This is a genomic window from Arthrobacter sp. ZGTC131, assembly GCF_002929275.1.
In the GTDB taxonomy this organism is placed as follows: domain Bacteria; phylum Actinomycetota; class Actinomycetes; order Actinomycetales; family Micrococcaceae; genus Arthrobacter.
This window is the reverse complement of sequence record NZ_PJIK01000007.1, coordinates 124,492-145,583: the sequence shown is the minus strand read 5'-3', so window position 1 is coordinate 145,583 and position 21,092 is coordinate 124,492. Positions and strand designations below refer to the sequence as shown.

At 67.5% G+C, this 21,092-nt stretch carries 18 protein-coding genes; 8 read left to right on the top strand and 10 right to left on the bottom strand.

Going from position 1 to position 21,092, the window contains the following annotated elements; genetic code table 11:
• Positions 1 to 4 precede the first annotated feature (4 nt).
• The 4 genes from CXQ90_RS11035 to CXQ90_RS11020 all read right to left on the bottom strand — a co-directional run bounded on the left by CXQ90_RS11035 (position 5) and on the right by CXQ90_RS11020 (position 4,375).
• Positions 5 to 748, bottom strand: coding sequence for a DUF4157 domain-containing protein (locus CXQ90_RS11035; RefSeq protein ID WP_258064489.1), 744 nt, complete (start codon positions 746 to 748; stop codon positions 5 to 7).
• A gap of 116 nt (positions 749 to 864) precedes the next feature.
• Positions 865 to 2,949 carry an ATP-binding protein gene (locus CXQ90_RS11030; RefSeq protein WP_104139213.1) on the bottom strand — a complete coding sequence of 695 codons (2,085 nt, stop codon included), beginning with the start codon at positions 2,947 to 2,949 and terminating at the stop codon, positions 865 to 867.
• Positions 2,950 to 2,956: 7 nt separating this feature from the next.
• Positions 2,957 to 3,610 carry a DUF4255 domain-containing protein gene (locus CXQ90_RS11025; RefSeq protein WP_104139110.1) on the bottom strand — a complete coding sequence of 218 codons (654 nt, stop codon included), beginning with the start codon at positions 3,608 to 3,610 and terminating at the stop codon, positions 2,957 to 2,959.
• Between the two features lie 141 nt (positions 3,611 to 3,751).
• Positions 3,752 to 4,375, bottom strand: coding sequence for a response regulator transcription factor (locus tag CXQ90_RS11020; protein WP_104139108.1), 624 nt, complete (start codon positions 4,373 to 4,375; stop codon positions 3,752 to 3,754).
• Positions 4,376 to 4,636: 261 nt separating this feature from the next.
• Here CXQ90_RS11020 and CXQ90_RS11015 point away from each other — a divergent pair, with 261 nt between their 5' ends.
• Together CXQ90_RS11015 and CXQ90_RS11010 are read left to right on the top strand one after the other, a co-directional pair.
• Positions 4,637 to 5,449 carry a hypothetical protein gene (locus CXQ90_RS11015; protein ID WP_104139107.1) on the top strand — a complete coding sequence of 271 codons (813 nt, stop codon included), beginning with the start codon at positions 4,637 to 4,639 and terminating at the stop codon, positions 5,447 to 5,449.
• Positions 5,449 to 5,766, top strand: a complete 318-nt coding sequence (locus CXQ90_RS11010; RefSeq protein ID WP_104139105.1) for a PAAR domain-containing protein — start codon at positions 5,449 to 5,451, stop codon at positions 5,764 to 5,766. The genes CXQ90_RS11015 and CXQ90_RS11010 overlap by 1 nt, the downstream gene beginning before the upstream one ends.
• A 24-nt stretch (positions 5,767 to 5,790) precedes the next feature.
• Here CXQ90_RS11010 and CXQ90_RS23210 read toward each other — a convergent pair whose 3' ends face one another.
• Entirely contained in the window at positions 5,791 to 6,600 is an 810-nt protein-coding gene (locus CXQ90_RS23210; RefSeq protein ID WP_368783935.1) for a CARDB domain-containing protein, read from the bottom strand.
• A gap of 224 nt (positions 6,601 to 6,824) precedes the next feature.
• Positions 6,825 to 7,847 carry a non-homologous end-joining DNA ligase gene (gene ligD, locus CXQ90_RS11000; RefSeq protein ID WP_104139102.1) on the bottom strand — a complete coding sequence of 341 codons (1,023 nt, stop codon included), beginning with the start codon at positions 7,845 to 7,847 and terminating at the stop codon, positions 6,825 to 6,827.
• Between the two features lie 119 nt (positions 7,848 to 7,966).
• Between ligD and CXQ90_RS10995 the strand changes: the two genes are divergently transcribed.
• Positions 7,967 to 9,925 (top strand): amylosucrase, encoded by a 1,959-nt coding sequence (locus CXQ90_RS10995; RefSeq protein ID WP_104139101.1) that lies wholly within the window; start codon positions 7,967 to 7,969, stop codon positions 9,923 to 9,925.
• Here CXQ90_RS10995 and CXQ90_RS22380 read toward each other — a convergent pair.
• Positions 9,922 to 10,065, bottom strand: a complete 144-nt coding sequence (locus CXQ90_RS22380) for a hypothetical protein (RefSeq protein ID WP_181038525.1) — start codon at positions 10,063 to 10,065, stop codon at positions 9,922 to 9,924. The genes CXQ90_RS10995 and CXQ90_RS22380 overlap by 4 nt on opposite strands.
• 115 nt (positions 10,066 to 10,180) lie before the next feature.
• Here CXQ90_RS22380 and CXQ90_RS10990 point away from each other — a divergent pair, with 115 nt between their 5' ends.
• Both CXQ90_RS10990 and CXQ90_RS10985 read left to right on the top strand, forming a co-directional pair.
• Positions 10,181 to 10,858: an alpha/beta family hydrolase gene (locus tag CXQ90_RS10990; protein ID WP_104139099.1), complete on the top strand. Its 678-nt coding sequence runs from the start codon at positions 10,181 to 10,183 to the stop codon at positions 10,856 to 10,858.
• A gap of 221 nt (positions 10,859 to 11,079) precedes the next feature.
• Positions 11,080 to 13,047 carry a M23 family metallopeptidase gene (locus tag CXQ90_RS10985; RefSeq protein ID WP_104139098.1) on the top strand — a complete coding sequence of 656 codons (1,968 nt, stop codon included), beginning with the start codon at positions 11,080 to 11,082 and terminating at the stop codon, positions 13,045 to 13,047.
• Positions 13,048 to 13,066: 19 nt separating this feature from the next.
• On the opposite strand, the gene CXQ90_RS10980 is transcribed toward CXQ90_RS10985, so the two are convergent.
• On the bottom strand, positions 13,067 to 15,247 hold the full coding sequence (locus tag CXQ90_RS10980; protein WP_104139096.1) for an elongation factor G-like protein EF-G2: 2,181 nt from the start codon (positions 15,245 to 15,247) through the stop codon (positions 13,067 to 13,069).
• A 107-nt stretch (positions 15,248 to 15,354) separates the two neighbouring features.
• Here CXQ90_RS10980 and CXQ90_RS10975 point away from each other — a divergent pair, with 107 nt between their 5' ends.
• Together CXQ90_RS10975 and CXQ90_RS10970 are read left to right on the top strand one after the other, a co-directional pair.
• Positions 15,355 to 15,933 (top strand): sugar O-acetyltransferase, encoded by a 579-nt coding sequence (locus CXQ90_RS10975; protein WP_104139094.1) that lies wholly within the window; start codon positions 15,355 to 15,357, stop codon positions 15,931 to 15,933.
• A 5-nt stretch (positions 15,934 to 15,938) separates the two neighbouring features.
• A complete protein-coding gene (locus CXQ90_RS10970) occupies positions 15,939 to 16,514 on the top strand; it encodes a TetR/AcrR family transcriptional regulator (RefSeq protein ID WP_104139093.1) in 576 nt (191 codons plus the stop codon).
• 54 nt (positions 16,515 to 16,568) lie between these two features.
• Here the strand turns inward: CXQ90_RS10970 and moaA are convergent, their stop codons facing one another.
• Positions 16,569 to 17,618, bottom strand: coding sequence for a GTP 3',8-cyclase MoaA (moaA, locus tag CXQ90_RS10965; RefSeq protein WP_104139091.1), 1,050 nt, complete (start codon positions 17,616 to 17,618; stop codon positions 16,569 to 16,571).
• A gap of 136 nt (positions 17,619 to 17,754) precedes the next feature.
• Positions 17,755 to 20,463, bottom strand: coding sequence for an ATP-dependent helicase HrpB (gene hrpB, locus CXQ90_RS10960; protein ID WP_181038524.1), 2,709 nt, complete (start codon positions 20,461 to 20,463; stop codon positions 17,755 to 17,757).
• A gap of 210 nt (positions 20,464 to 20,673) precedes the next feature.
• On the opposite strand from hrpB, the gene CXQ90_RS10955 reads away from it, so the two are divergent.
• On the top strand, positions 20,674 to 20,976 hold the full coding sequence (locus CXQ90_RS10955) for a DUF4193 domain-containing protein (protein WP_104139088.1): 303 nt from the start codon (positions 20,674 to 20,676) through the stop codon (positions 20,974 to 20,976).
• Positions 20,977 to 21,092 lie beyond the last annotated feature (116 nt).

The following is a 21,092-nucleotide window of genomic DNA, read 5'->3' as shown; positions in this document are numbered from 1 at the left end:
GGGATCAGCCCGGCTCTTCCTCTTCCGCCTCGTCACGCTGGACGATCGCACCCGCCATGAAGGACCCTTGCGCGGTTTCCTTCTCCTCTTCCTCTTCCTCGCGCTGGACTGCCTCCTCGCGCTGTACGACGGCGGCGCCAGCGGCGAAGCGCTGCGCCGTCGGTGCGGCCGGGGCGGACATGGCCCGCTCGGCAGTGGCGGCCGCCTCGCGTTCGAACCGGTCCGACGGGTCGCTGACGCGCACGCCGGTGCCCGTGGCGGTCCCGTCCACCGGTCCGCTCCGCTGCTGGACCACGTGCGTCAGTTCATGGGCGAGCATGGTGCGGCCGGCGTCGGAGCCGGGATCGTATTTGTCCCGCTGGAACACAATGTTGGATCCCACGGTGTATGCGTGGGCGTTCACGGACGCCGCAGATGAGTGCGCAGCATCGCCCGTGTGGACGCGGACGTCCGCGAAGCTGTGGCCCAGCCGGCCCTCCATGTCGGCCCTCACCGGTTCCTCGAGCGGCTGCCCGCCTCCGGATGAGACGACGTCGAGCACTGGCGACCGGTCCTCCTCCGCAATGCCGCGGACACTGCTGTTGCCGACGGCCCGCTGCAGGGCCAGTATGCCCCGGGATCCGACGACGTCGGTCCGGCCGGCTGCCGCCGCCCGGTACAGCACTGCCGGGTCTGCGCCTTCGGCCCGTGCCGGTTTGGTCCGGAAGCTGTCGACGTCGGACTGGTCGTGGTCGTGGCTGTGCATCATGCGCCCCTTTCATCAGACCTACACAGACGATGCCCCTTGCCGTGCGGCGCTACAAGCGCCGCCGCGGCGCCGGATCGGGCAGCCGTTCCTGCCCCAACGGGCAACGCGCGGTTGAGTCACCGCGCGGGTTTCCTCGCCGTCGAGAGCATCCCCCAATACGGGCCGAACTCGCTTTCCAGCGTCAGCCGCCCCAGCTTGCGGTACTCCCGCTGCACGGCGGTGACGAGGTGCCGCATGGTGACCGTCCCGCCGTCGTCCGCTGCCAGATACGCGGCGGTGACCGCGGCGGAGCGGATGGCGCCGCCCGCCAGTTCGAAGGCTTTGCCCAGGAAACCGAGGTCCAGGTCAGCCGCCCGCACCAGCGTCCGCCCAAGGCATCGGTCCCACAGGACGCTGCGGTGGGCCGCGTCCGGCAGCGGGAAATCGACGACGACGTCCAGCCGGCGGGTGAAGGCCTCGTCGATGTTCGCACGCAAATTCGTCGCCAGGATGGCCAGGCCGTCGAAGGTCTCCATGCGCTGCAGCAGGTAGGCGCTTTCGATGTTGGCGTACCGGTCGTGGGCGTCCTTCACCTCTGAGCGGCGCCCGAAGACGGCGTCGGCCTCGTCGAAGAGCAGCACACCGTTGACGCCGGCCGCGGCCGTGAAGATCCGCTCCAGGTTCTTCTCGGTCTCCCCCACATATTTGTCGACGACGGTGGCCAGGTCCACGACGTACAGATCCAGTCCCAGGTCCTGTGCCACCACCTCCGCCGACATTGTCTTGCCCGTTCCCGAATCCCCGGCGAAGAGCGCTGCGACGCCGTGCCCGCGGCCGGCTCCGGGCCGCATCGCCCAGTCGCCGAGGACCTTCTCGCGGTGCTTCGCCCGCAGCGCAACCTCCTGCAGGGCCAACAGAACGGCATCCGGAAGCACCAGGTCACCCCAGCCGACCACCGGTTCCACCCGCCTGGCGAGGCGGTCCAGGGCCGATCCATTCTCTGCCCGCGCTCCGGCCCCGAGATGCGACGCAGTGATCCTGCCGTCCGCAGCCAAGGTGGCCTGGATTTGCGCCGATCCGGCGGCGCGCGCCACCTGTTCCGGTCGCAGCCGGAAGGCCGAGGTGGCAGCCGCCACGTCCAGTCCGTTGAGCGGACCAAGCGCTGCCCGCCACAGGTTCGAGCGCTCGGCCGACGTGCTGACAGGAACCTCCACCAGCAACGGCGGCCGGGTGGTCCACGCCGGATCCCACGCCGCGTCGCCGACGAGCAGCACCGGCTGCGGCTCGGCATGCAGCGCTTCCAGCAAAGCGGGGTGATCAGATGCCGCGGCGAGGGGGCCTGCCACCAGCCCCGCGCCCCGGAGCCTCGCTTCCCGTGTGGCGGCCTGCACCAGCGTGAGCGGGTCACGCTCTGCGGCCAGCCGGGTCAGATCAAGGTGAACCGCCTCAAAGCCACTGGCCCGCAGCGCCTCGGCAGCGAGCACGCGTCCGGACCCAGTTGCGGGCTCGCGCAGATAGGCCAGGCGGACGCCCGCGTTGAGTGCCCTTCCGAGCGGTCCGGCGTCACCCCAGCTGACGGCCGGCTGGCCGGCCAGCACGGCCGCGAGGTCAGGTTCCGGCGCATCATCGCCCAGGAGATGCCCGACGACGCGGTCCGGCACCCGCAGCGCCCTGCCGGGCAGCGGGCGGTCAGGATCCTCGACGGTCACCAGGCCGCCCGTGATGAGCGGGCCGGTCAGCAACCTGGCTCTGCCGTCCGCGGCGGTCAGCGGTTCGCCGCAGAGCGCCAGTGCGACGGCGACCGACGGCCGGCGCCTCGTGACGTCGTCGTTCAGGTATCCGAACAACTGTTCGAAGCGCGGATCGAGGTCGGCTGCGAGCGCCACGAGCAGCAGATCGACGTCGAGCGGTGACAGGCTAAATGTCACGGCGAGTTCCCGGAGTCTCAGCCGGTTTCCGGCTTCCTCGGCCTCGTCCGCCGACTGTTCGCATAGCCATTGCCGCTGCGAGGCACCGCCGCCTGCATCCTGACCGTCCGGCTCCAGATGGGGGGACGCTCCGGCAAGCAGGCGGTCCACCGCCTCATCACTGAGATACAGCCCGCGGAACGGGTCGTCAGGCTGCGGGTCGTCGGCCCGCCGCACCGCTACCAGGAGACGGATGCGTTCCTCAACCACGCCAACCCGCCCGAGCAGGTGCGCGAGGCTGGGGTTCTCGGTCATCGGTCGCTCACTGGCGCGGGCGGCGCGGCCCGCCGACGGAAGCGGGTGGAGCGGAGTGCTGGTGCCGCCCCGCATCAGCTGCGCCGCTCCTCGTATCCGTCATGTCCACGTGTGTGCCTTGGGACGCAGGCGGTCCCGCTTGGTAAACAATGCCGGTATCGACCGGCGTAATGACCACTATGTCGAGCGACGGTTTCAGCTCGCCGCCCAGGGCAGACCATACGTCAGCAAACGCGCGGTCCTCCGGCGGAGGAAGCCCCACGGTGAGCGGCACCACCAGCCCGGTCTCGGCCAGGGGGCCAACAACGAGCACGTCCGGCAGGGCATCATGCTTGAGGAAGCAGCGCAGCAACTGGTCCAGGAGCCGGTGCTCGTCCTCCGGCCGTTGGGTCCACGCCGTGACGAGGTAGGAGAGCTTGTAGTGGCGGGGTGCGGGCCGGCGGGTCCGGACGTGGCCGTCGTCGCCCCGCTGTTCCGACAGGCCCCGTTCGCGGCGCCGAACGTCCTCACGAATGTCGTAGAGATACAGGTTGACCGTCGGCGCATTGCGCCGGGCCGCCCAGTCCTTGGTGGGCGCGTCAAAGACCACGTCCACCTCCGAACCGTCAAGGGCCTCAGTCCTGATGAGGGTACGCAGTGCGTCGTCAACCTGGGCAATCACGAGGTCTCTCCCTGATTGTCGGACCCTACGGCCCGCCGCGTGACGGACTGTAAGGTCCACGTTGATCGAGCCTGGCCCCCGCCGGCACCCTGAACCGGGCACGCGTCCGGGAAATGGCCGCTACCCCTTCGGGCAGTTCCGCTATATCAGTCCCTCCCGCAATGCGTAGGCCACGGCATGGGAGCGGTTCCGCAGCTGGAGCCGAGTGGTCACATCGTGCACCACGTTCTTCACCGTGCGTTCCGAGTAGGCCAGCTTCTGCGCGATCTCGCACGTGTCCAGTCCATCCGCCAGCAGACGCAGGACTTCGACCTCCCGCGGGGCGAGGCCGGTGAACATGATCCCGCGCGGTCCGAGGACGTGACGCTGCAATTTTCCGACCTGATCCAGCAACCTGCCTAACAGGTCGGGCGGCACGCTGCCCTCCCCTGCGGCGGCAGCCATGATCACGGAGACCAGACGGTCCGGCGTCGCTTCGTTGCGACGCACCAGGCCGACCACTCCGGTCTCCACCGCCTTGACGAGGTCGCCGTCGTCAAGCCGTCCGGCCACGAGGACGGCCCGCGACGTTCCTTGCCGCTGGACTATGCGGAGCAGAGTCAGTGCATCATCGTCGACTGAGTCCGCAACCACGACGACGACCCTTGCCTTCTCGGCATTCGGCGCCCGCACCACGCGGACTTCGGGACGGGCACGCAGCTCGCTCGCGACTCCAGCTTCGGAGATCGGATCGCGGGCGTGGACTCTCACAGTGATTGGTTCCATGAATCCTCCCCTTCTTACATGTGACGGCCGCGGAACTGCCTGGTCGCCCACACCAGCTTCCCGTACCCGAATCCGGCACCCCGCTGCTATGAATTTAGCTGACGCTTCTCTTCGTGCAGTCAACACAGGCTCAACGGGCAACAGCGGTGCCCGGAAGTCCGGCCCGCAAGAATGTTCCCCGTCCGGCGTGCCGCCATAGCCTCGGAGTACCTGCGAGCGCATCGGGGTCATTGATGTGCCCGGGCTTCCGGAGGAGGGGCCATGAGCACCACTGCAACACTAGATTCGCCCGACCTCACCTTGGAGCCTGGCGCCATCGGATCCGTCCAGCTGACCATTCGCAACGACGGTGAAGTTGTCGAAGAGTATTCCCTTCGGGTTGTGGGTCTGAGCGAGTCCTGGGCCGACGTGGTGCCCGACCGCGTCTCGCTTTACCCGGGTCATGCCACCACGGCACTTGTGGAGTTCAGGCCCCCGCGGTCCGCCTCGGTCCCTGCCGGGGAGTTCAACTACGGAGTTCACGTACTGCCAACCGAGCATCCTGAAGATGCCGTCGTGCCGGAAGGAATCGTCGACGTCCTGCCGTTCCTTCAGACGACAGGCGAACTCATGCCCAGGATGTCCCGGGGCAAGCTTGGCGCCAAGCACAATGTCGCCGTCGACAACAATGGCAACGTCCCCATCACGGTCGACGTGACAGGATCCGATCCTGGAGAGCTGCTGGAGTTTTCCCTGCAGCCCCCGGAGTTGACGATCGAGCCGGGAACCGTCCAGTTCGCAGCCGTGCGGGTCCGTCCTGCCCAGAAGATCTGGCGCGGCAGCCCCGCCCCGCACTCCTTCGTTGTGACGGCGACGCCGTCGGACGGCATTTCCCTGCGGCTCGACGGGACCCACGTGCAAGACCCCGTGCTGCCGTCCCGGACCATTATGACGGCCCTTGTCTTGCTGCTCCTGGCCGTGGCGCTGACCGTAGCATGGCACCTTAACCTCGACTCAGTCAGGGTGAGCAATCCGGATGCGCCCAGCGCGGCCCAGAGCGCCGCGTTCAACGTCCTCCCGCAAGGTGGCCAGTGATGCCCACGGGTCCAGCACTCAGGGTCGGTGATACGGCGTTGTGCCCCTTGTCCGACGGCCCGAAACCGCACGTCGGCGGACCCGTCTCGCCAGCGGCAGGCGTTGCAACAGTGCTCATCGGCGGCTTGCCGGCTGCGGTGGCCAATGCCCTTCCCGGCGGGATTGTGTGCGTCTCGCCAGCGCCCAACGGCATTGCGTCAGGCAGCCTCACCGTGCTCATCGGAGGGTATCCTGCTGCCCGCCTCGGCGACCTCAGCCTGCATGGGACGCCGGTGGCGCCCGGACCTGGGTGTCCCACAGTCATCATCGGCGGCTAATAGGTACTCAGCCAACCGGATGCTTCAGGCGCCACCCACGGGCGCGGACCCTTCCGCTGCGCAGGGTTCGCCTTGAATCACTGCTCCTCTTGCCGGCAGGGCGACTTTCACCTCGACGGAATTATTGCCTTCGTTGACCTCTGGGATGGTTCCCGTCGGGTCCGCCTTGATGGTAAATGTGTGAACTCTCTCGAAGGCGGAGGGTCCGACATTGACTCGTACTGTCTGGGGCTTCGATTCAGTAGTCGCCGCCAGACTTACGTCCCTGTTCAGCCCGGTGTCACTCCGCAGGGACACCAGAACCGACGCCGCTTCCGGCGTGTCGGCACCCTCATTCCGCAGGTCCACCGAGATGAGGAGGCAGTCAGGGGCATTCTCCGCAACTCCCGGGGCCACAGAACACTCGGACACGGCCGCAACCGTGAAATCCGCCAACGCCGGAACAATGTCCGGCGACTGCGTTGTGGCTGTCGACGGCGTCTGCGGAGACGTAGTGGTGGCGATCTCCGGCGTCAGAGCGGCCTGTGTGGGAACCGCCGACGTGATGGCGGCCGGTGTGATGATCTCGGCGCTACAAGGTACGTGCGGTTGTGTGGTCGTGGGCGATGCCGACGTACTCGTGGGGGAGGATGGAGTAGGGTCCGGGGTTGTAGGCGAAGCTGTTGTAGACCCGGGCGAAGTCGAGGGCGCCGACGTCTTGGAATCATCAGTTGACGGCTCACCTGGCGGACCCGTTCCAGTCCCACCTGTCGCACGTCCGGTCGGCGTGGGAGTGGGGAAGGCACTTACGGTGTAGCCCGGTACGGGCGGACCGCAACCGGCAAGGGCGAACATCAGGAGGAGCAGTAGCGAGATGCAGACCCTCTTCCGACGAGAAAACACTTGTCCTCGCTCCGCTCAGATTCGACTCCAGTAGTGTGCTCCGTTGCGGCCAACATGCGGCGCAACAGAATGCTCCCAGCAGAAATCCATCGTGCAGCGCGCGCGCATCCGGCTCGCCGCCCTAAAGGGCAGACTTCGGGGCAGTATTCTTCCGGTAATCATCTGCGCCCGGGCGACTACTCCGGTTTCTTTGCCCGGCTCGGCTGCACGCGCGGCGGCTCGCCCGGCATCTTCGGATAGTCCGGCGGGAAAGGCAGCTCACCCAGGCCGTCCTTGACGTCCCGCTCCCACCACTCCAGCAGCTGGTCGATGGAGCCCGGGTCCGCGTTCATATCGGCCCACGGATCCCCTACCGTTTTCAGCCGCTCCGGCACGGTGAGGATGGTGAAGTCTTTCGGACTAACGCTTTCGAGCTCGTCCCAAGTGATGGGACAGGAGACCGGTGCGTGGGCGAGGGCGCGCGGGCTGTAGGCGCCGGCAATGGTGCGGTCGCGGTTGGCCTGGTTGAAGTCCAGGAACACCCGCTCACCGCGCTCTTCCTTCCACCAGTTCGTGGTGACTTTCTTCGGCATCCGCCGTTCCAGTTCCCGGGCGGCGGCGATCACGGCGTGCCGCACGTCCAGGAACTCCCACCTCGGCTCAATCGGGGCGTACACGTGCAACCCGCGGTTTCCGGACGTCTTGATGAAAGCGTTCAGCCCGGCCTCTGACAGCACTTTCCTCAGCTCCAATGCGGCGGGGACGGCGTCGTCGAAGTCCGTGCCGGGCTGCGGGTCAAGATCGATGCGCAGCTGGTCCGGGTTGTCGGAGTTTTCGGCCCGCGAAGGCCACGGGTGGAACACCACGGTGTTCATCTGCACCGCCCACACTGCCGCGGCAGGTTCATCCAGGACCAGCTGGGGATGCGAGCGCGCGCTCGGATAGACCACCTTGACGGACCGGACGAAATCCGGCGTCCCCTTGGGCGGATTCTTGGAAAAGAACTGCTCGCCGTCGACGTTGTCCGAGAACCGCTGGAGCGAGACCGGCCGGCCGCCGTTGGCCGCGATGAAGGCTTCCCCGACGTCCACGATGTACCGGGCGAGATCCAGTTTTGTCAGGCCCGGCTCCGGCCAGAGGACCCGGTTGGGGCTGGAGATGCGCATATCCCGGGGACCGTTGGGTCCGTTGACGGTGAGGATGGTCTGTTCGCTGGCCATGGGGACAACCTACCCTGCGGGACCCGCGGCGTCAGCACCTTGGCGCGCGCCGATGCATCTGTAAGGATGTGAACCTACCGGGCCGTCGGCTGCCGAAAACGTCAAAGGGGACCCTTTCCATGGTTGAATCCGCGAGTGTGGACCAGGCCTCCGGCCAGCAAGTGCCCGGCAGCCATGCGTCCGGCCATCAGCTGCCCGGCCATCAGCTCCTCAGCGTTGCAGCCGAGCGGGCGGGCATCCGGCAAGGGGACCCGGACTGGACGGACTTCGAGCGGCGCTTCGACCTTCACTTCCCGGATTTATTCCGGCTCTTCCACTCTCTTTACGGCTCACGGCCGGACTGGCAGGAGCATCTGACGTCCCTTCTGGCAGAGACGGCACGCTCCTGGAAGGACAGGCCCAGCGACCTGAAGATCCTCGACGCCGGGCGGGACGGGAACAGCGACTGGTTCCAGTCCAACCGCATGCTCGGCGGCGTCTGCTACGTGGACCGATATGCCGCCGACCTCGAGGGCGTCCGGGCACGGATTCCGTACTTCAAGGAACTCGGCCTGACATACCTGCACCTCATGCCCCTGTTCCTGTCCCCCGAGCCGCTCTCCGACGGCGGCTACGCCGTCTCCAGCTACCGGGAAGTCAACCCCAGGCTCGGCACCATGGAACAGCTGCGCGAGCTGGCCGCCGAGCTGCGCGCGAACGGCATCAGCCTGGTGGTGGATTTCATCTTCAACCACACCTCCAATGAGCATGAGTGGGCACAGAAGGCCGCGGAGGGAGATCCGCGTTTCAGCGATTACTACTGGATTTTCCCCGACCGCGCCATGCCCGACGCCTTCGAGCAGAACGTGCGTGAGATCTTCCCCGAGGACCACCCCGGTTCGTTTGTACAGCTGCAGGACGGGCGGTGGGTCTGGGCAACCTTCCATACCTTCCAGTGGGACCTGAACTACTCCAACCCGGAGGTCTTCCGTGCCATGGCGGGAGAGATGCTCTTTCTGGCCAACCTCGGCGTGGACATTCTGCGGATGGACGCCGTGGCCTTCATCTGGAAGCAGCTGGGAACGTCATGCGAGAACCTGCCGGAGGCCCACACCCTGCTGCAGGCATTCAACGCCGTCTGCCGCCTTGCCGCGCCGTCCCTGCTCTTCAAGTCCGAGGCGATCGTGCATCCGGACGAAGTGGCGCTTTACATCGATCCGGCCGAGTGCCAGCTCTCGTACAACCCGCTACAAATGGCGCTGATTTGGGAGGCCATGGCCACCCGAAACGTGTCGCTGCTCGCCCAGGCGCTGGAGCGGAGGCATAACATTCCGGCCGGAACGTCCTGGGTGAACTACGTCCGCAGCCACGACGACATCGGCTGGACGTTTGCCGACGAGGACGCCGCCGAACTCGGCATTAACGGCTTCGATCACCGGCGGTTCCTCAACTCCTTTTTCGTCAACCGCTTCCCGGGCAGCTTCGCCCAGGGTGTCCCGTTCCAGGACAACCCGCGCACGGGAGACTGCCGTATCTCCGGAACAACGGCATCGCTCTGCGGCCTGGAGGACGGTTCCTCCGAGGCGATCCGCCGGATCCTGCTTGCGCACTCGGTGGCCTTCAGCACCGGCGGGATCCCCTTGCTGTACCTAGGCGACGAGGTGGGCCAGCTCAACGACTACCAGTACGCCATGGAAGACGGCCACGAAGCTGACAGCCGCTGGGTGCACCGGCCGCAGTTTCCCGCCGAGCGCTACGCCAAGCGGACCGACCCGTCCACTCCGGAAGGGGCAGTCTTCGACGGGCTGCGGCGGCTGACGGCGGTGCGCGCCGGCACCCCCGAGATGGCCGGGACGCGCCTCCTTCCGTTCGCCACGAACAACCGCGGCGTGCTGGGCTACCAGCGCCCCGGTGACGGAACACGCATTCTGGCGCTGGCCAACTTCAGCGACGATCCGCAGGTAATCACGGCGGAGACGCTCTCCGGATTCGCCGCCGAAGCACTGGACCTCTTCTCCGAGGCCACGGTCCGGATCGACGAGGGAATCGTCCTACGCCCACAGGATTACGCCTGGCTCAGGGTCGTGCCCGCAACCTAGGCACTGACCTTCGTGCCTGCCTGTGGGGCTTCGGCATCAAGGGCTGCGCCCAGGAAGGCGGCAGCGGCCACGGCGGCAAGAATTGAGCGGAGCGTTCCGCTTCCAACAGTCAGTGGCGCGATGGGACGGTAGGTGATCATGACGGTTTCCTCCAGGCGGTCGGGGCTTCTACATCCACTCTTCCGTCGGGACCTAGCCGGGGACTTTCACCCGTCTGTGTGCAGGCTGTGCATGGCAATCCGGCATCATTGACTCATGCCCACCGCTGAATCCCCCGTCACCTTTGCCGTCGGCGACGTCCAAGTCTCCGGAGCATATGCCCGGCCGGACAGCCCCTTCGCCACCCTGGTTGTTGCCCACGGAGCGGGCGCCGGGATGGAGCACCCGTTCCTGCGCGGCTTCACCCGCGCGCTAAACGACGACGGCGTCGCCACCTTGCGCTTCAACTTTCCGTACCGCGAGGCGGGCAGGAAGTTCCCGGACCGGCCGCCGGTGGCGATTGCCGCGTGGCGGGCGGCCATGGACGAGGCTGCGGCCCATTCTGCAGCGGAGCCGCTGTGGGCCGCCGGCAAGTCGTTCGGCGGGCGCATGGCATCGATGGCAGTGGCCGAGGGCATGCCCGCCGCCGGCCTCATCTACCTTGGCTACCCGCTGCATCCGCCGGGCAAACCCGAGAAGCTCCGCGACGAGCACCTCTACGGCTTGGAAACCCCCATGCTCTTCCTGCAGGGGACGCGGGACACGTTTGCCACGCCGGAGCTGCTCGAGGGCGTCGTTTCGCGCATCGGCCCGGCCGCGACGCTTCAGTGGTGCGAAGGCGGCGACCACTCCTTCGCTGTTGCCGGAACGAAGCGCAGCGCCGAAGAAACCGGGGCCTCGCTGGCAGGTTCGGTGGCGGCGTTCATGCGCGCGAACAGCCCTTCCAGCAGATAACCCGGCGCTCCAACCCTTAGCTAGCCTGCGCACGGTCCGGGCACAGTTCGGTGCCCTTTCGGGCAACTCATTCGACCTGCCCGTCAGCGTGGGCGTGGCTTCTCCCAGCCATTCCCAAGGGAAACCGCGCATGTCCCATTCCTGCGCACCGGGCCTAAGGGGCAAAGCCCGCAAGCAGAGTCAAAGATGGCAGGTTTCCCTGTCGATTACATGACGTCACAATGAAGTCCAGGCTTGCCGGGGACCCGATTTTGGCGGGTCGAGTTCAGGAGCACTTTGTGGCAGCTCGAAGTAATCGACATGCAACCGAGGGACCGGATTCCGCTAAGAGGAATAGCGTTGGCAGGCTGGCTCGGCGAAGCCTCTCGGCGGCACTGGTCCTTGGTTTTGCTATCTACGCCCTCGGCCAAGGCCCGGTCATTTCAAATCACCAGCCTGCCGGTGACGTCATGTTGCCAGCGGCTCCCTCCGGGAGCGAAGAACGGCAGCTCCTAGACCCGAACAACACCCCGCGAGTGAGAGTGCCTTTTCGTCCGGTGGTTTCAAATGCTGCGCTCAAGGGAGCATCGACGCCGGGAGTTGCGTGGGCACAGCTGAAACGTCCTCCCCGCGGCTCCCTCATGGCTCCCCTTGAGGTCTTGGTCAGGACTTCGCAGTTTGGGTCGCGCAAGAATCCAATCACCGGTGAACAGGGCGAATTTCATTATGGGCAGGATTTCGGTGCAGCCTGCGGAACCCGAGTCTATGCTGCCGACGCCGGCGTCGTGCGCGCCGCGGGCTGGCATCCTTGGGGAGGCGGCAACAGGCTGGAGATCGACCACGGGAATGGCCTGCTCACGACCTACAACCACCTGCTGAAGTTGGGTGCCGATAAAGGCAGCAAGATCAGGGTTGGGGAGGTTATTGCCAAAGTGGGCACCACAGGGTCATCCACTGGCTGCCACCTGCATTTTGAAGTCATCGAGAACGGACGGCACAAAGACCCGAACCTTTGGACCCTGTTGGACATCCACCAGATTGATCGCCTGCGTGGAGACGACAAGATGATTAGCTTTGACCCGAGTTCAGTGAGAACGCTGGGCTGGACAATTCCCACCATGGTTGGGACGACCTACCGCAAGGAGCCACCTCCGCAACCCCCTCCCCCACAGGGCAAGTGCAACTCCACGCCATTGCCGCCGGAGTGCAAGCATCCACCCAACTGCAACACCACGCCGCTGCCACCCGAGTGCAAGCATCCACCCAACTGCAACACCACGCCGCTGCCACCCGAGTGCAAGCAGCCACCCAACTGCAACACCACACCGCTGCCACCCGAGTGCAAGCAGCCACCCAACTGCAACACCACACCGCTGCCACCGGGCTGCGACCCACCACCGGACTGCACCGTCACACCCCTGCCACCGGGCTGCGACCCACCACCGGACTGCACCGTCACACCCCTGCCACCGGGCTGCAACCCACCACCGGACTGCACCGTCACACCCCTCCCACCGGGCTGCAACCCACCACCGGACTGCACCATCACACCCCTCCCACCAGGCTGCAACCCACCACCGGACTGCACCATCACACCCCTCCCACCAGGCTGCAACCCACCACCGGACTGCACCATCACACCCCTCCCACCAGGCTGCAACCCACCACCGGACTGCACCATCACACCCCTCCCACCAGGCTGCAACCCACCACCGGACTGCACCATCACACCCCTCCCACCAGGCTGCAACCCACCACCGGACTGCACCATCACACCCCTCCCACCAGGCTGCAACCCACCACCGGACTGCACCATCACACCCCTCCCACCAGGCTGCAACCCACCACCGGACTGCACCGTCACACCCCTCCCACCAGGCTGCAACCCACCACCGGCTTCGCTGTTGGTTGGCTCGCCCGAAGTCATGGATCTCCTTGTCCAGGCTTCTGTGTCACACCACTGCATGCAGGACCAAGCCATGCTTGATCCCAGGCATAACGTGATGTCGCATGCCAAGGGTTATCGCGGTACTTCTGGCCGAACTTCATCGTCTCTCAATAAGGGCCCGGGCCACCGCCATGACGTCCACGCTCGCGTGCAGCCATTCGCCGTAGAGCGAAGCGCCCTCTGCGACTCGCTAACCGCACCAGCGGCGTCCAGGGAGTCAAGCTCGCCGCCTACGCGATTTCCCTCTTCAGGCCAGTGGTGAGTGTATCTGTCACTTGAGATCAGGCGTGCGCCGCCGCCGGCGCCACATTGCCCGGCACGGGTTCGTGCCGCAGGTACGTGCGCCGGAACCGGCCGGTTCCGGACGTCAGCCCGCGCAGCTGCACGGCATAGCGCAACAGCTCCTCATCCGGCACCTCGGCGGTGACTTCCGTGATTTCCCCACCCACCGACGTCGTTCCCGTCACCCGCCCCCGGCGGGAGGACAAGTCGCTCATCACGGATCCGACGTACTCGTCCGGGGTGCTGATGGTCACAGCGGAGACGGGTTCCAGCAGCTGAATCCGGCCGGCGGCCGCGGCTTCCCGCAAAGCGAGCGCACCTGCCGCCTGGAATGCGGCATCCGATGAGTCCACGCTGTGGGCTTTGCCGCCGACCAGCGTCACGCGGATGTCCACCACCGGGAATCCCGCCGAGACGCCTTTCTGCATCTGGGCCCGGACCCCCTTCTCGACGGACCCGATGAATGTCCCCGGTATGACGCCGCCCACGGTCTTGTCGATAAACTCGAAGCCCGCACCGCGTTCGAGCGCCTCGACTTCGATGTCGCAGATCGCATACTGGCCGTGGCCGCCGGACTGTTTGACGTACCGACCATGCCCGGCGGCCGGTGCCGCAAACGTCTCCCGCAGCGGCGTCACCACCTGGACGGTCTGCAGCTTCACGCCCTGGTCACGCAGCCGGTCCAGCACCACCTCGCCATGGGACTCACCCATGCACCACAGGATGAGCTGGTGGGTTTCCGCGTTGCGCTCCACCCGGAGGGTCGGATCGCCGGCGGCAACCTTGCCCAGGCTCTTGGCCAGGGCGTCCTCGTCGCTGCGGGTGGCTGCTTCAACTGCCACCGGCATCAGCGGTTCGGGCATTTCCCAGGCCTTCACCAACAGCGGCATTTCCTTGGCGGAGACGGTGTCGCCCGTCTCGGCGTTGGCCAGTTTAGCGATCGCGCAGATGTCGCCGGCCACGCAGTACTGCACCGGGCGCAGGCTCGCCCCCAGCGGAGAGTACAGGTGCGCGAGCCGCTCGTCGCTGTCATGGTCCTCATGGCCCCGTTCCGCCAGTCCGCGGCCGCCCACGTGCACGGCCGAGTCCTCCCGCAGGGTGCCCGAGAAGATCCGCACCAGGCACACCCTTCCCAGGAACGGGTCGATGGTGGTGCGCACCACCTCCCCCACCAGCGGGCCGCCGGGATCGCAGCTCAGCGGGCCGGCCGGCGAACCGGCAAGATCCGTCACCGCCGGCAGGTCACGCTCCAGCGGAGACGGGAACGCCCGGGTGAGCATGTCCAGGAGCTCAGCCATGCCGAGGCCTGTCTCCGCAGAGGAGGCCAGCACCGGAAAGAACGATCCCCTGGCAACCGCTGTTTCCAGGTCGCCCACCAGGACTTCGACGTCGATCTGCTCGCCGCCGAGGTAGCGGTCCATCAGCGACTCGTCCTCGCTCTCGGAGATGATCCCTTCGATCAGCGTGCCGCGCGCTTCCTCCGCGGCGGCCAGTTCCTCCGGAGTAGCGTCGCGGACAGCCGGCTCCGTACGGCCCTCGGCATAGTCCGACACAGTCCCGGAGAGAAGCCCGAGCAGGCCGATCACGGTACCGTCCGCGCGGACGGGCAGGTAGGCCGGCACCACCGAGTCGCCGAAGGCACGCTGGCACGCGGCAACTGCGGCCTCGTAGTTTGCCCGCGGATGGTCCAGGCGGCTGATCACCACGGCCCGCGGCGTCCCCAGCTGGTCGCACTCCGCCCACAGGGCTGTGGTGGCAGCGTCGACTTCTTCCAGGGCCGACACCACGAACAGTGCCGCATCAGCAGCCCGCAGTCCGGCGCGCAGCTCACCGGTGAAGTCCCCGTAGCCCGGCGTGTCGAGCAGGTTCACCTTGACGCCGTCCATCACGACGGGTGCCACGGAGAGAACCACGGACCGCTGCTGGTGGACCTCGGACGGCTCCGAGTCGCTGACGGTGCTGCCGTCAACGATGGACCCCATCCGCGTTATGGTTCCGGCCGCGGCGAGCAGGGCCTCGTGCAGCATCGTCTTGCCGGCACCCGAGTGCCCCACAAGAGCCACGTTGCGGATCCGCTCCGGGCTGTCTGCCGGCGTGCCCGCGGACGCGTCGGCCCGCCGGATATCGGAACTGCCCCGGCCGGGGCCTTTGCCCCGGCCATTTGTGCCTTTCATAGACATCGTCGTCTCCTGGCATCTGGTCGTCAGCCGCCGTGCGGCCTTGTAAAAAGATTCGACACCCTCTGACGGCGTTGAGCAAGAGGGGAACGTTGTGTACGCTCGTACACATGCTTGATTACTTCGCAGATGACCCGCGCACAAACCGGCAGCGCATGCTCGCAGGGGACCTATACATTTCCGATGACCCGGACAACGAGCGCGAATCCAAACGGGCCGTGATGCTGCAGTCGCTGTACACGGCGGCCTACGCGGAGGACCCGGACGGGGCGCGGCCCATCCTGGCGGATCTGCTGGGTTCCCTGGGCGAAGACGCGCACATCAAGCCGCCGCTCTACGTCGACTACGGCACGTTCATCACAGTCGGGGCCCGCACGTTCATCAATTACAACCTCACGGCCCTCGACGTCGCCCCGATCACCATCGGGGAGGACTGCCAGATCGGTCCGAACGTGCAGCTCCTGACCCCGACGCACCCGGTGGAACCCCAGCCGCGGCGCGACCGTCTGGAAGCTGCACAGCCGATCACCATCGGCGACAACGTGTGGCTCGGCGGCGGAGCGATCGTCCTGCCCGGCGTCACCATCGGAAACAACTCGGTAATCGGTGCCGGCGCGGTGGTCACGAGGGACGTCCCGGCCAACTCCGTCGCGGTAGGCAACCCCGCCCGCGTAGTCCGCGAAATCTGACCGCGGTGGCAACGCGCCGGTTCGATCCCGACAGGCGGGACCGGATCATTGATGCAGCCCTCGACGTGATTGCGGCCCGCGGGGTAGCCGGCACCTCGCACCGCAGGATCGCCGAACGTGCCGGCGTGCCCCTCGGGTCCATGACCTACCACTTCACCAGCATGGACCAGCTCCTGGGGGAAGCCTTCAGGCGGTTTGCCGACACGGGCGCCGACGGCTTCGAGGTCCGTCTGGGCACCGCCGCGAACGCCGGCGCTGCCCGGCAGGCAGTGGTGGACCTGATCCACGCTGACCTGCTGGACAGCCGGCGGGACCTGGTCCTCACCCTCGAGCTCTATACCCTCGCCGCCCGCGAGCCGGTCTTCCGCCAGATCACACGGGACTGGATGAGCCGGAGCCGGCATGCACTCGAACGCCATTTTGACCCCGTCACCAGCCGGATGCTCGACGCCCTGATCGAAGGCCATTTCATCCACGCCGCGCTCGATACCGAACCTCATGACCGTTCCGTCACGGTGGACGCCGTCAACCGCATCACGGCCGTACCCCCGAGCCCGCACGACTCTCCGCGAAAGTTATGACCGAATAACCTCAATGGCATCAGGGTCCGGCGGCACGGCTCAGCGTCTAACGGCCTAGCCGCCGATGTACGACATCTCGATCTTGCGGGCCGCGGCGGAATCCGGGGCGGCGTCCGGGGTGGCGGCGCTGCGCAGCACCGAGTACCGGTCCGCCCGGCCGCCCCACAGGGCGGACAGTGCCGCGGAAAGCTCGGCGTCGGAGGCGCCGCCCCGCAGGAGTGCCCTCAGGTCGGTGCCGGACGTGGCAAACAGGCAGGTGAACAGCTTGCCGTCGGCGGACAGCCGGGCGCGCGTGCAGCCCCGGCAAAAGGCCTGGGTGACGCTCGAGATGACCCCGATTTCGCCGCTGCCGTCCCGGTAGCGCCAGCGCCCGGACGTCTCGCCGGGGTAGTTCGGCGCCACCGGCTCCAGTGGAAACACCGAGCTGATGCGGGCCAGGACCTCGGCGGAGGGCACAACCTCATCCATCTTCCAGCCGTTGGATGCTCCCACGTCCATGTACTCAATGAACCGCAGGATGAACCCGGACCCCTTGAAATGCCTGGCCGTGTCAACGATGTCCTGGTCGTTCTTCCCGCGCTTGACCACCATGTTGATCTTTACCGGCCCCAAGCCCGCCGCCTGGGCGACGTCGAGGGCGTGCAACACCTTGGCCACGGGATAGCCGGCGTCGTTCATGGCCTGAAACGTTTCCTCCCGGACGGAGTCCAGGGACACGGTGACGCGGTTCAGCCCGGCATCCTTGAGAGCCTGCGCCTTCTGTGCCAGCACCGAGCCGTTGGTGGTCATGGCCAGGTCCGGCGCCCGCCCGTCGGGCGTCCGCAGCCGGGCCAGCATGCGGACCAGTTCCTCGATGTCCTTCCGCAGCAGGGGCTCCCCGCCGGTCAGCCGGATTTTCAGCACGCCGTGGGCCACGGCAATCGAAGTCAGCCTGGCGATTTCCTCAAACGTCAGCAGCTGTTCCCGCGGCATAAAGACGTAATCCCTGCCGAAGATCTCGCGGGGCATGCAGTAGACGCAGCGGAAATTGCACCGGTCCGTGACTGAAATCCGCAAGTCCCGGAGTGGCCGGTGGAAGGTGTCGGTGACGGATGTGGCGTCCATGCTGCGCCCTTTCACGAGCGGCAGCGGCCACCGCTCGTATATGTCCCAGCGTAAGCCTGGCCGCCAGCGCCCACAATGACAGAACCCCGCAGTGACAGGCCCCTGCCATGACAGCCCTGGGCTGAGCCGGGCGGAGCTACATCCTGCGCTTGGTCCGTGCCGTCGCCGGCGCCGTCCACGGGTCCTCCGGCCAGGGGTGCTTGGGATAGCGGCCCCGCATCTCGGCGCGGACCTGCGCATAGGGGCCGGACCAAAAGGAGGCGAGATCGTCCGTCACGGCCAAGGGCCGCCGGGCCGGCGACAGCAGGTGGAACAGCAGCGGCACCCGCTCCCCCGCCAGCCGCGGCGTGGCTGCCCAGCCGAAGCATTCCTGCAGCTTCACCGCCACGACCGGCCGGCCGTCGTCGTCCGTTACGTCCGGATACGCGATCCGCACCCGCGAGCCGCTCGGCACCTCGAGCCACTCCGGGGCCAGTTCTCCCAGCCGGGCGGCGTCCGGCCACGGCAGCAGCCGCCGCAAGGGATCGGCCAGATCGATGCCGTTCGTGCCCGCTCCGCCGGCCAATGCCTCAAGCTCCGGCGCCAGCCAGTCATCCAGCCTGCCCAGCAGGGCCTGATCGGAAACGTCCGGCCAGGGTTCGCCCAGTTCCCGGTGCAGCAGGGCGAGGCGTCGGCGCAAGCCGTCTGCCGCCGTCGACCATCCGATGGTCCCCAGCCCTTCCTTCTTCAGCGCGCGGGCCACCGCGGCGCGGCCCTCCTCCACGGACGGCCTGACCGGCGTGGAGGACAGCGCGATCGCCCCCAGCCGGCGTTCCCGGCGGGCCGTGACCCGGCCCTGGCTGAAACCCGCCTCCACCGTTTCCGCCAAGAGGTGCCGCGCGGCGGCCTCGGCGGTGTCCGCCCTCAGCGGCGCCGCGGAGCGGATGACGGCGCCGGTGCCGCCAGCGTCGCGTCCTTCGGCGCGCGACACCTCCGCGACGGCCAGCCACTCGTGCCCGGTGAGCGGGCTTCCGGCCGGCAGCCCGGCCCGCGTGCCTGAGGACAGCAGGTAGCGCTCCGGCCCCTGTCCCTGGACGCGGCGCGCCACGCGGTCCGGAAACGCGAGGGCGACGACGAAACCGGCCGCCTCTGCGCCGGTCACCGGGGCAGCGGGCTGGAAAGGCGCGACGCCGGTGCTCTCCTGACGTGCGACAGCTTCCATTCGCCGGACGTCCTCCGCCCATCGCCGCGCCGCCGGGTCGTTGCCCGTCCGCAGCGAGTTCAACAGCCGCGTCAGGTCGGCGCCGGGAGCGCGCTGGTCCCCGGCAACGACGGCGACGGCCTCCGCCGCCGTCCGGTGGCCCACAGCGGCGGCGCCGTCCAGCAGGGCTCGCGCCAGCCGCGGGTCCGCGGGAATCCTGGCCAGGGTTTTGCCGAGGTCCGTGGCGTGCCCGTCAGGACCCACCGCACCGAGCTCCCGCAGCACCTCGACGGCCTCATCCATCGCGGCCCGCGGCGGGGCATCGGGCAAGGCCAGTCCCCGGCCGCCCGGCGCTCCCCAACAGGCAAGGACCAGGGCAGCGCCCGTCAGGTCGGCCACCGCGATCTCCGGTGTCCGGTGGGCCGGCGCGGCTCCGAAGGTCTTCTGGTCATAGCAGCGGACCACCCGTCCGGGCCCCTGCCGGGCGGCGCGGCCTGCGCGCTGATCGGCGGACGCCCGGGAACAGGACACTGTCACCAGGCCGGACATGCCGCGCGCGGTGTCCCGGCGCGGCTCCCGGGAAAGCCCCGCATCGATGACCAGACGCACTCCAGGAACGGTCAGGGAGGATTCGGCCAGCCCGGTGGACACGATGATCCGCGGCGGACCGCCCGGGTCCCGTCCGGAGACTGCGCGGTCCTGCGCCGCCGGACTGACCTGGCCGTGCAGCTCCAGCACCTCGGTGCCCGCACTAGCCCGGCCGCGCAGGCGTCCCGCCACGTGGGACACCTCCCGCGCGCCGGGCAGAAACACGAGGGCGTCAACGTTTGTGTCCCGCGCCAGCGCCTCGGAGTGCGCGGCCAATGCGGTGTCGGCCACATGATCGAGGAACGCGCGGGTCACCCCCCGCCCGTCCAGCCTCGGCACCGCCGGGGGCGCCCAGCTCGTTTCCAAGGGGTACAGCGCGGAGGGGCAGTCGACGACGGGAGCCGGGCCGCCGTCGTCGTGCTCACCCGCCGGCGCCTCACCGATCAGGGCCGCGAAGCGCGGCGCGTCCAGGGTGGCGGACATGGCCACGAGTGCGAGGTCGCCGCGCAGCTGCCGGACCTCGGCGAGCATACCGAGCAACAGGTCTGTCTCCAGGCCGCGTTCGTGAACCTCGTCAAGAATGACGGCGTCCACGGTCTCCAGGCCGGGGTCCGAGAGTAGGCGCTGCAGCAGGATGCCGGGGGTGACGAACTCGATCACGGTCTTGGAGCCGGCCTGGCGTTCACCGCGGACCGTGTACCCCACGCGGTCGCCGAGACTGCTGCCATCCAGGGTGGCGAGCCGCCGGGCCGCGGAACGCGCGGCCACGCGGCGCGGCTGCGTCACGACGATGCGCGGGCCGTTCTTTCGTGCGGTGCCGGCCGCGATGTTGGCGGCGGAGATGTTGGCGGCCGCAATGTTTGCGAGCGCGATGTTTGCGAGCAGGGGCGGAACCAGCGTGGTCTTCCCGGTGCCAGGGGGCGCCTGCACCACAGCCGTTCCGCCGGCGCCCTGGGCACGGAGCGCTTCCGCTAGCACCCCCAGCGAATCTGCGAACACCAGGCCCGCACCGATGGCTGCCAGATCGAAGAGCCCGCTGGCATGAACGGGGGCAGAAGGACGGGCGGGAGAAGTCACCCGTCCATTGTGCCTATAATCTTCGGGCCCGGTGTTCGGCGATCCGGCACCCGGGGCTCCGGTTCCACGGCCGTGCCTGTGCGAAGCCACGGCCGGCCTGAGGTAAGCTTTCCAACCACGCCCGCTGGTCTTCGTGACAAGGGAATATCGGCGCAATGGTGTAGGTTGCATATCCGTCAGACAAGAACGCCAGAAAAGAGAAACACCTAAGTGGCAACCGATTACGACGAAGTACGTTCCGACGTCAAGGAATCCCAGGACAATTCCCTGGAGGCACTGCAGTCCGCAAACGCCCCCGATGCCCGCAGCGTCGTGCGTGAGCTGGATGAAGCCGATGCGATGGACGAATCCATTGTTCCGGGCGGCGAATTTGTGGCCGAGGAACTGGTGGTCCAGGTGGTCCCCCAGGCGGAGGACGAGTTCACCTGTTACTCCTGTTTCCTGGTCCGGCACCGTTCCCAGATCGCCCGTGAAAAGAACGGGCACGCTTACTGCATTGAGTGTGAAGGCTAGCCACCCGCTAGCGCGGCAGCTAGTTGCCAGCCGCACCAAAGGGTAGTTTGTGCGGGCCGCCTCCCTAGGGAAGGCGGCCCGGACCCACGTGGCTCCGACGCCTCCCGCCTCGGCCA

Coding starts and splice junctions, on each gene's coding strand:
- CXQ90_RS11015 (WP_104139107.1), top strand. CDS start 4,637: ATGAGCACCACTGCAACACTAGATTCGCCCGACCTCACCTTGGAGCCT.
- CXQ90_RS11035 (WP_258064489.1), bottom strand. CDS start 748: ATGATGCACAGCCACGACCACGACCAGTCCGACGTCGACAGCTTCCGG.
- CXQ90_RS11010 (WP_104139105.1), top strand. CDS start 5,449: ATGCCCACGGGTCCAGCACTCAGGGTCGGTGATACGGCGTTGTGCCCC.
- CXQ90_RS11030 (WP_104139213.1), bottom strand. CDS start 2,949: ATGACCGAGAACCCCAGCCTCGCGCACCTGCTCGGGCGGGTTGGCGTG.
- moaA (WP_104139091.1), bottom strand. CDS start 17,618: ATGGACGCCACATCCGTCACCGACACCTTCCACCGGCCACTCCGGGAC.
- CXQ90_RS11020 (WP_104139108.1), bottom strand. CDS start 4,375: ATGGAACCAATCACTGTGAGAGTCCACGCCCGCGATCCGATCTCCGAA.
- CXQ90_RS10980 (WP_104139096.1), bottom strand. CDS start 15,247: ATGTCTATGAAAGGCACAAATGGCCGGGGCAAAGGCCCCGGCCGGGGC.
- CXQ90_RS10995 (WP_104139101.1), top strand. CDS start 7,967: ATGGTTGAATCCGCGAGTGTGGACCAGGCCTCCGGCCAGCAAGTGCCC.
- CXQ90_RS22380 (WP_181038525.1), bottom strand. CDS start 10,065: ATGATCACCTACCGTCCCATCGCGCCACTGACTGTTGGAAGCGGAACG.
- CXQ90_RS10990 (WP_104139099.1), top strand. CDS start 10,181: ATGCCCACCGCTGAATCCCCCGTCACCTTTGCCGTCGGCGACGTCCAA.
- CXQ90_RS10985 (WP_104139098.1), top strand. CDS start 11,080: ATGAAGTCCAGGCTTGCCGGGGACCCGATTTTGGCGGGTCGAGTTCAG.
- ligD (WP_104139102.1), bottom strand. CDS start 7,847: ATGGCCAGCGAACAGACCATCCTCACCGTCAACGGACCCAACGGTCCC.
- CXQ90_RS23210 (WP_368783935.1), bottom strand. CDS start 6,600: ATGTTCGCCCTTGCCGGTTGCGGTCCGCCCGTACCGGGCTACACCGTA.
- CXQ90_RS10975 (WP_104139094.1), top strand. CDS start 15,355: ATGCTTGATTACTTCGCAGATGACCCGCGCACAAACCGGCAGCGCATG.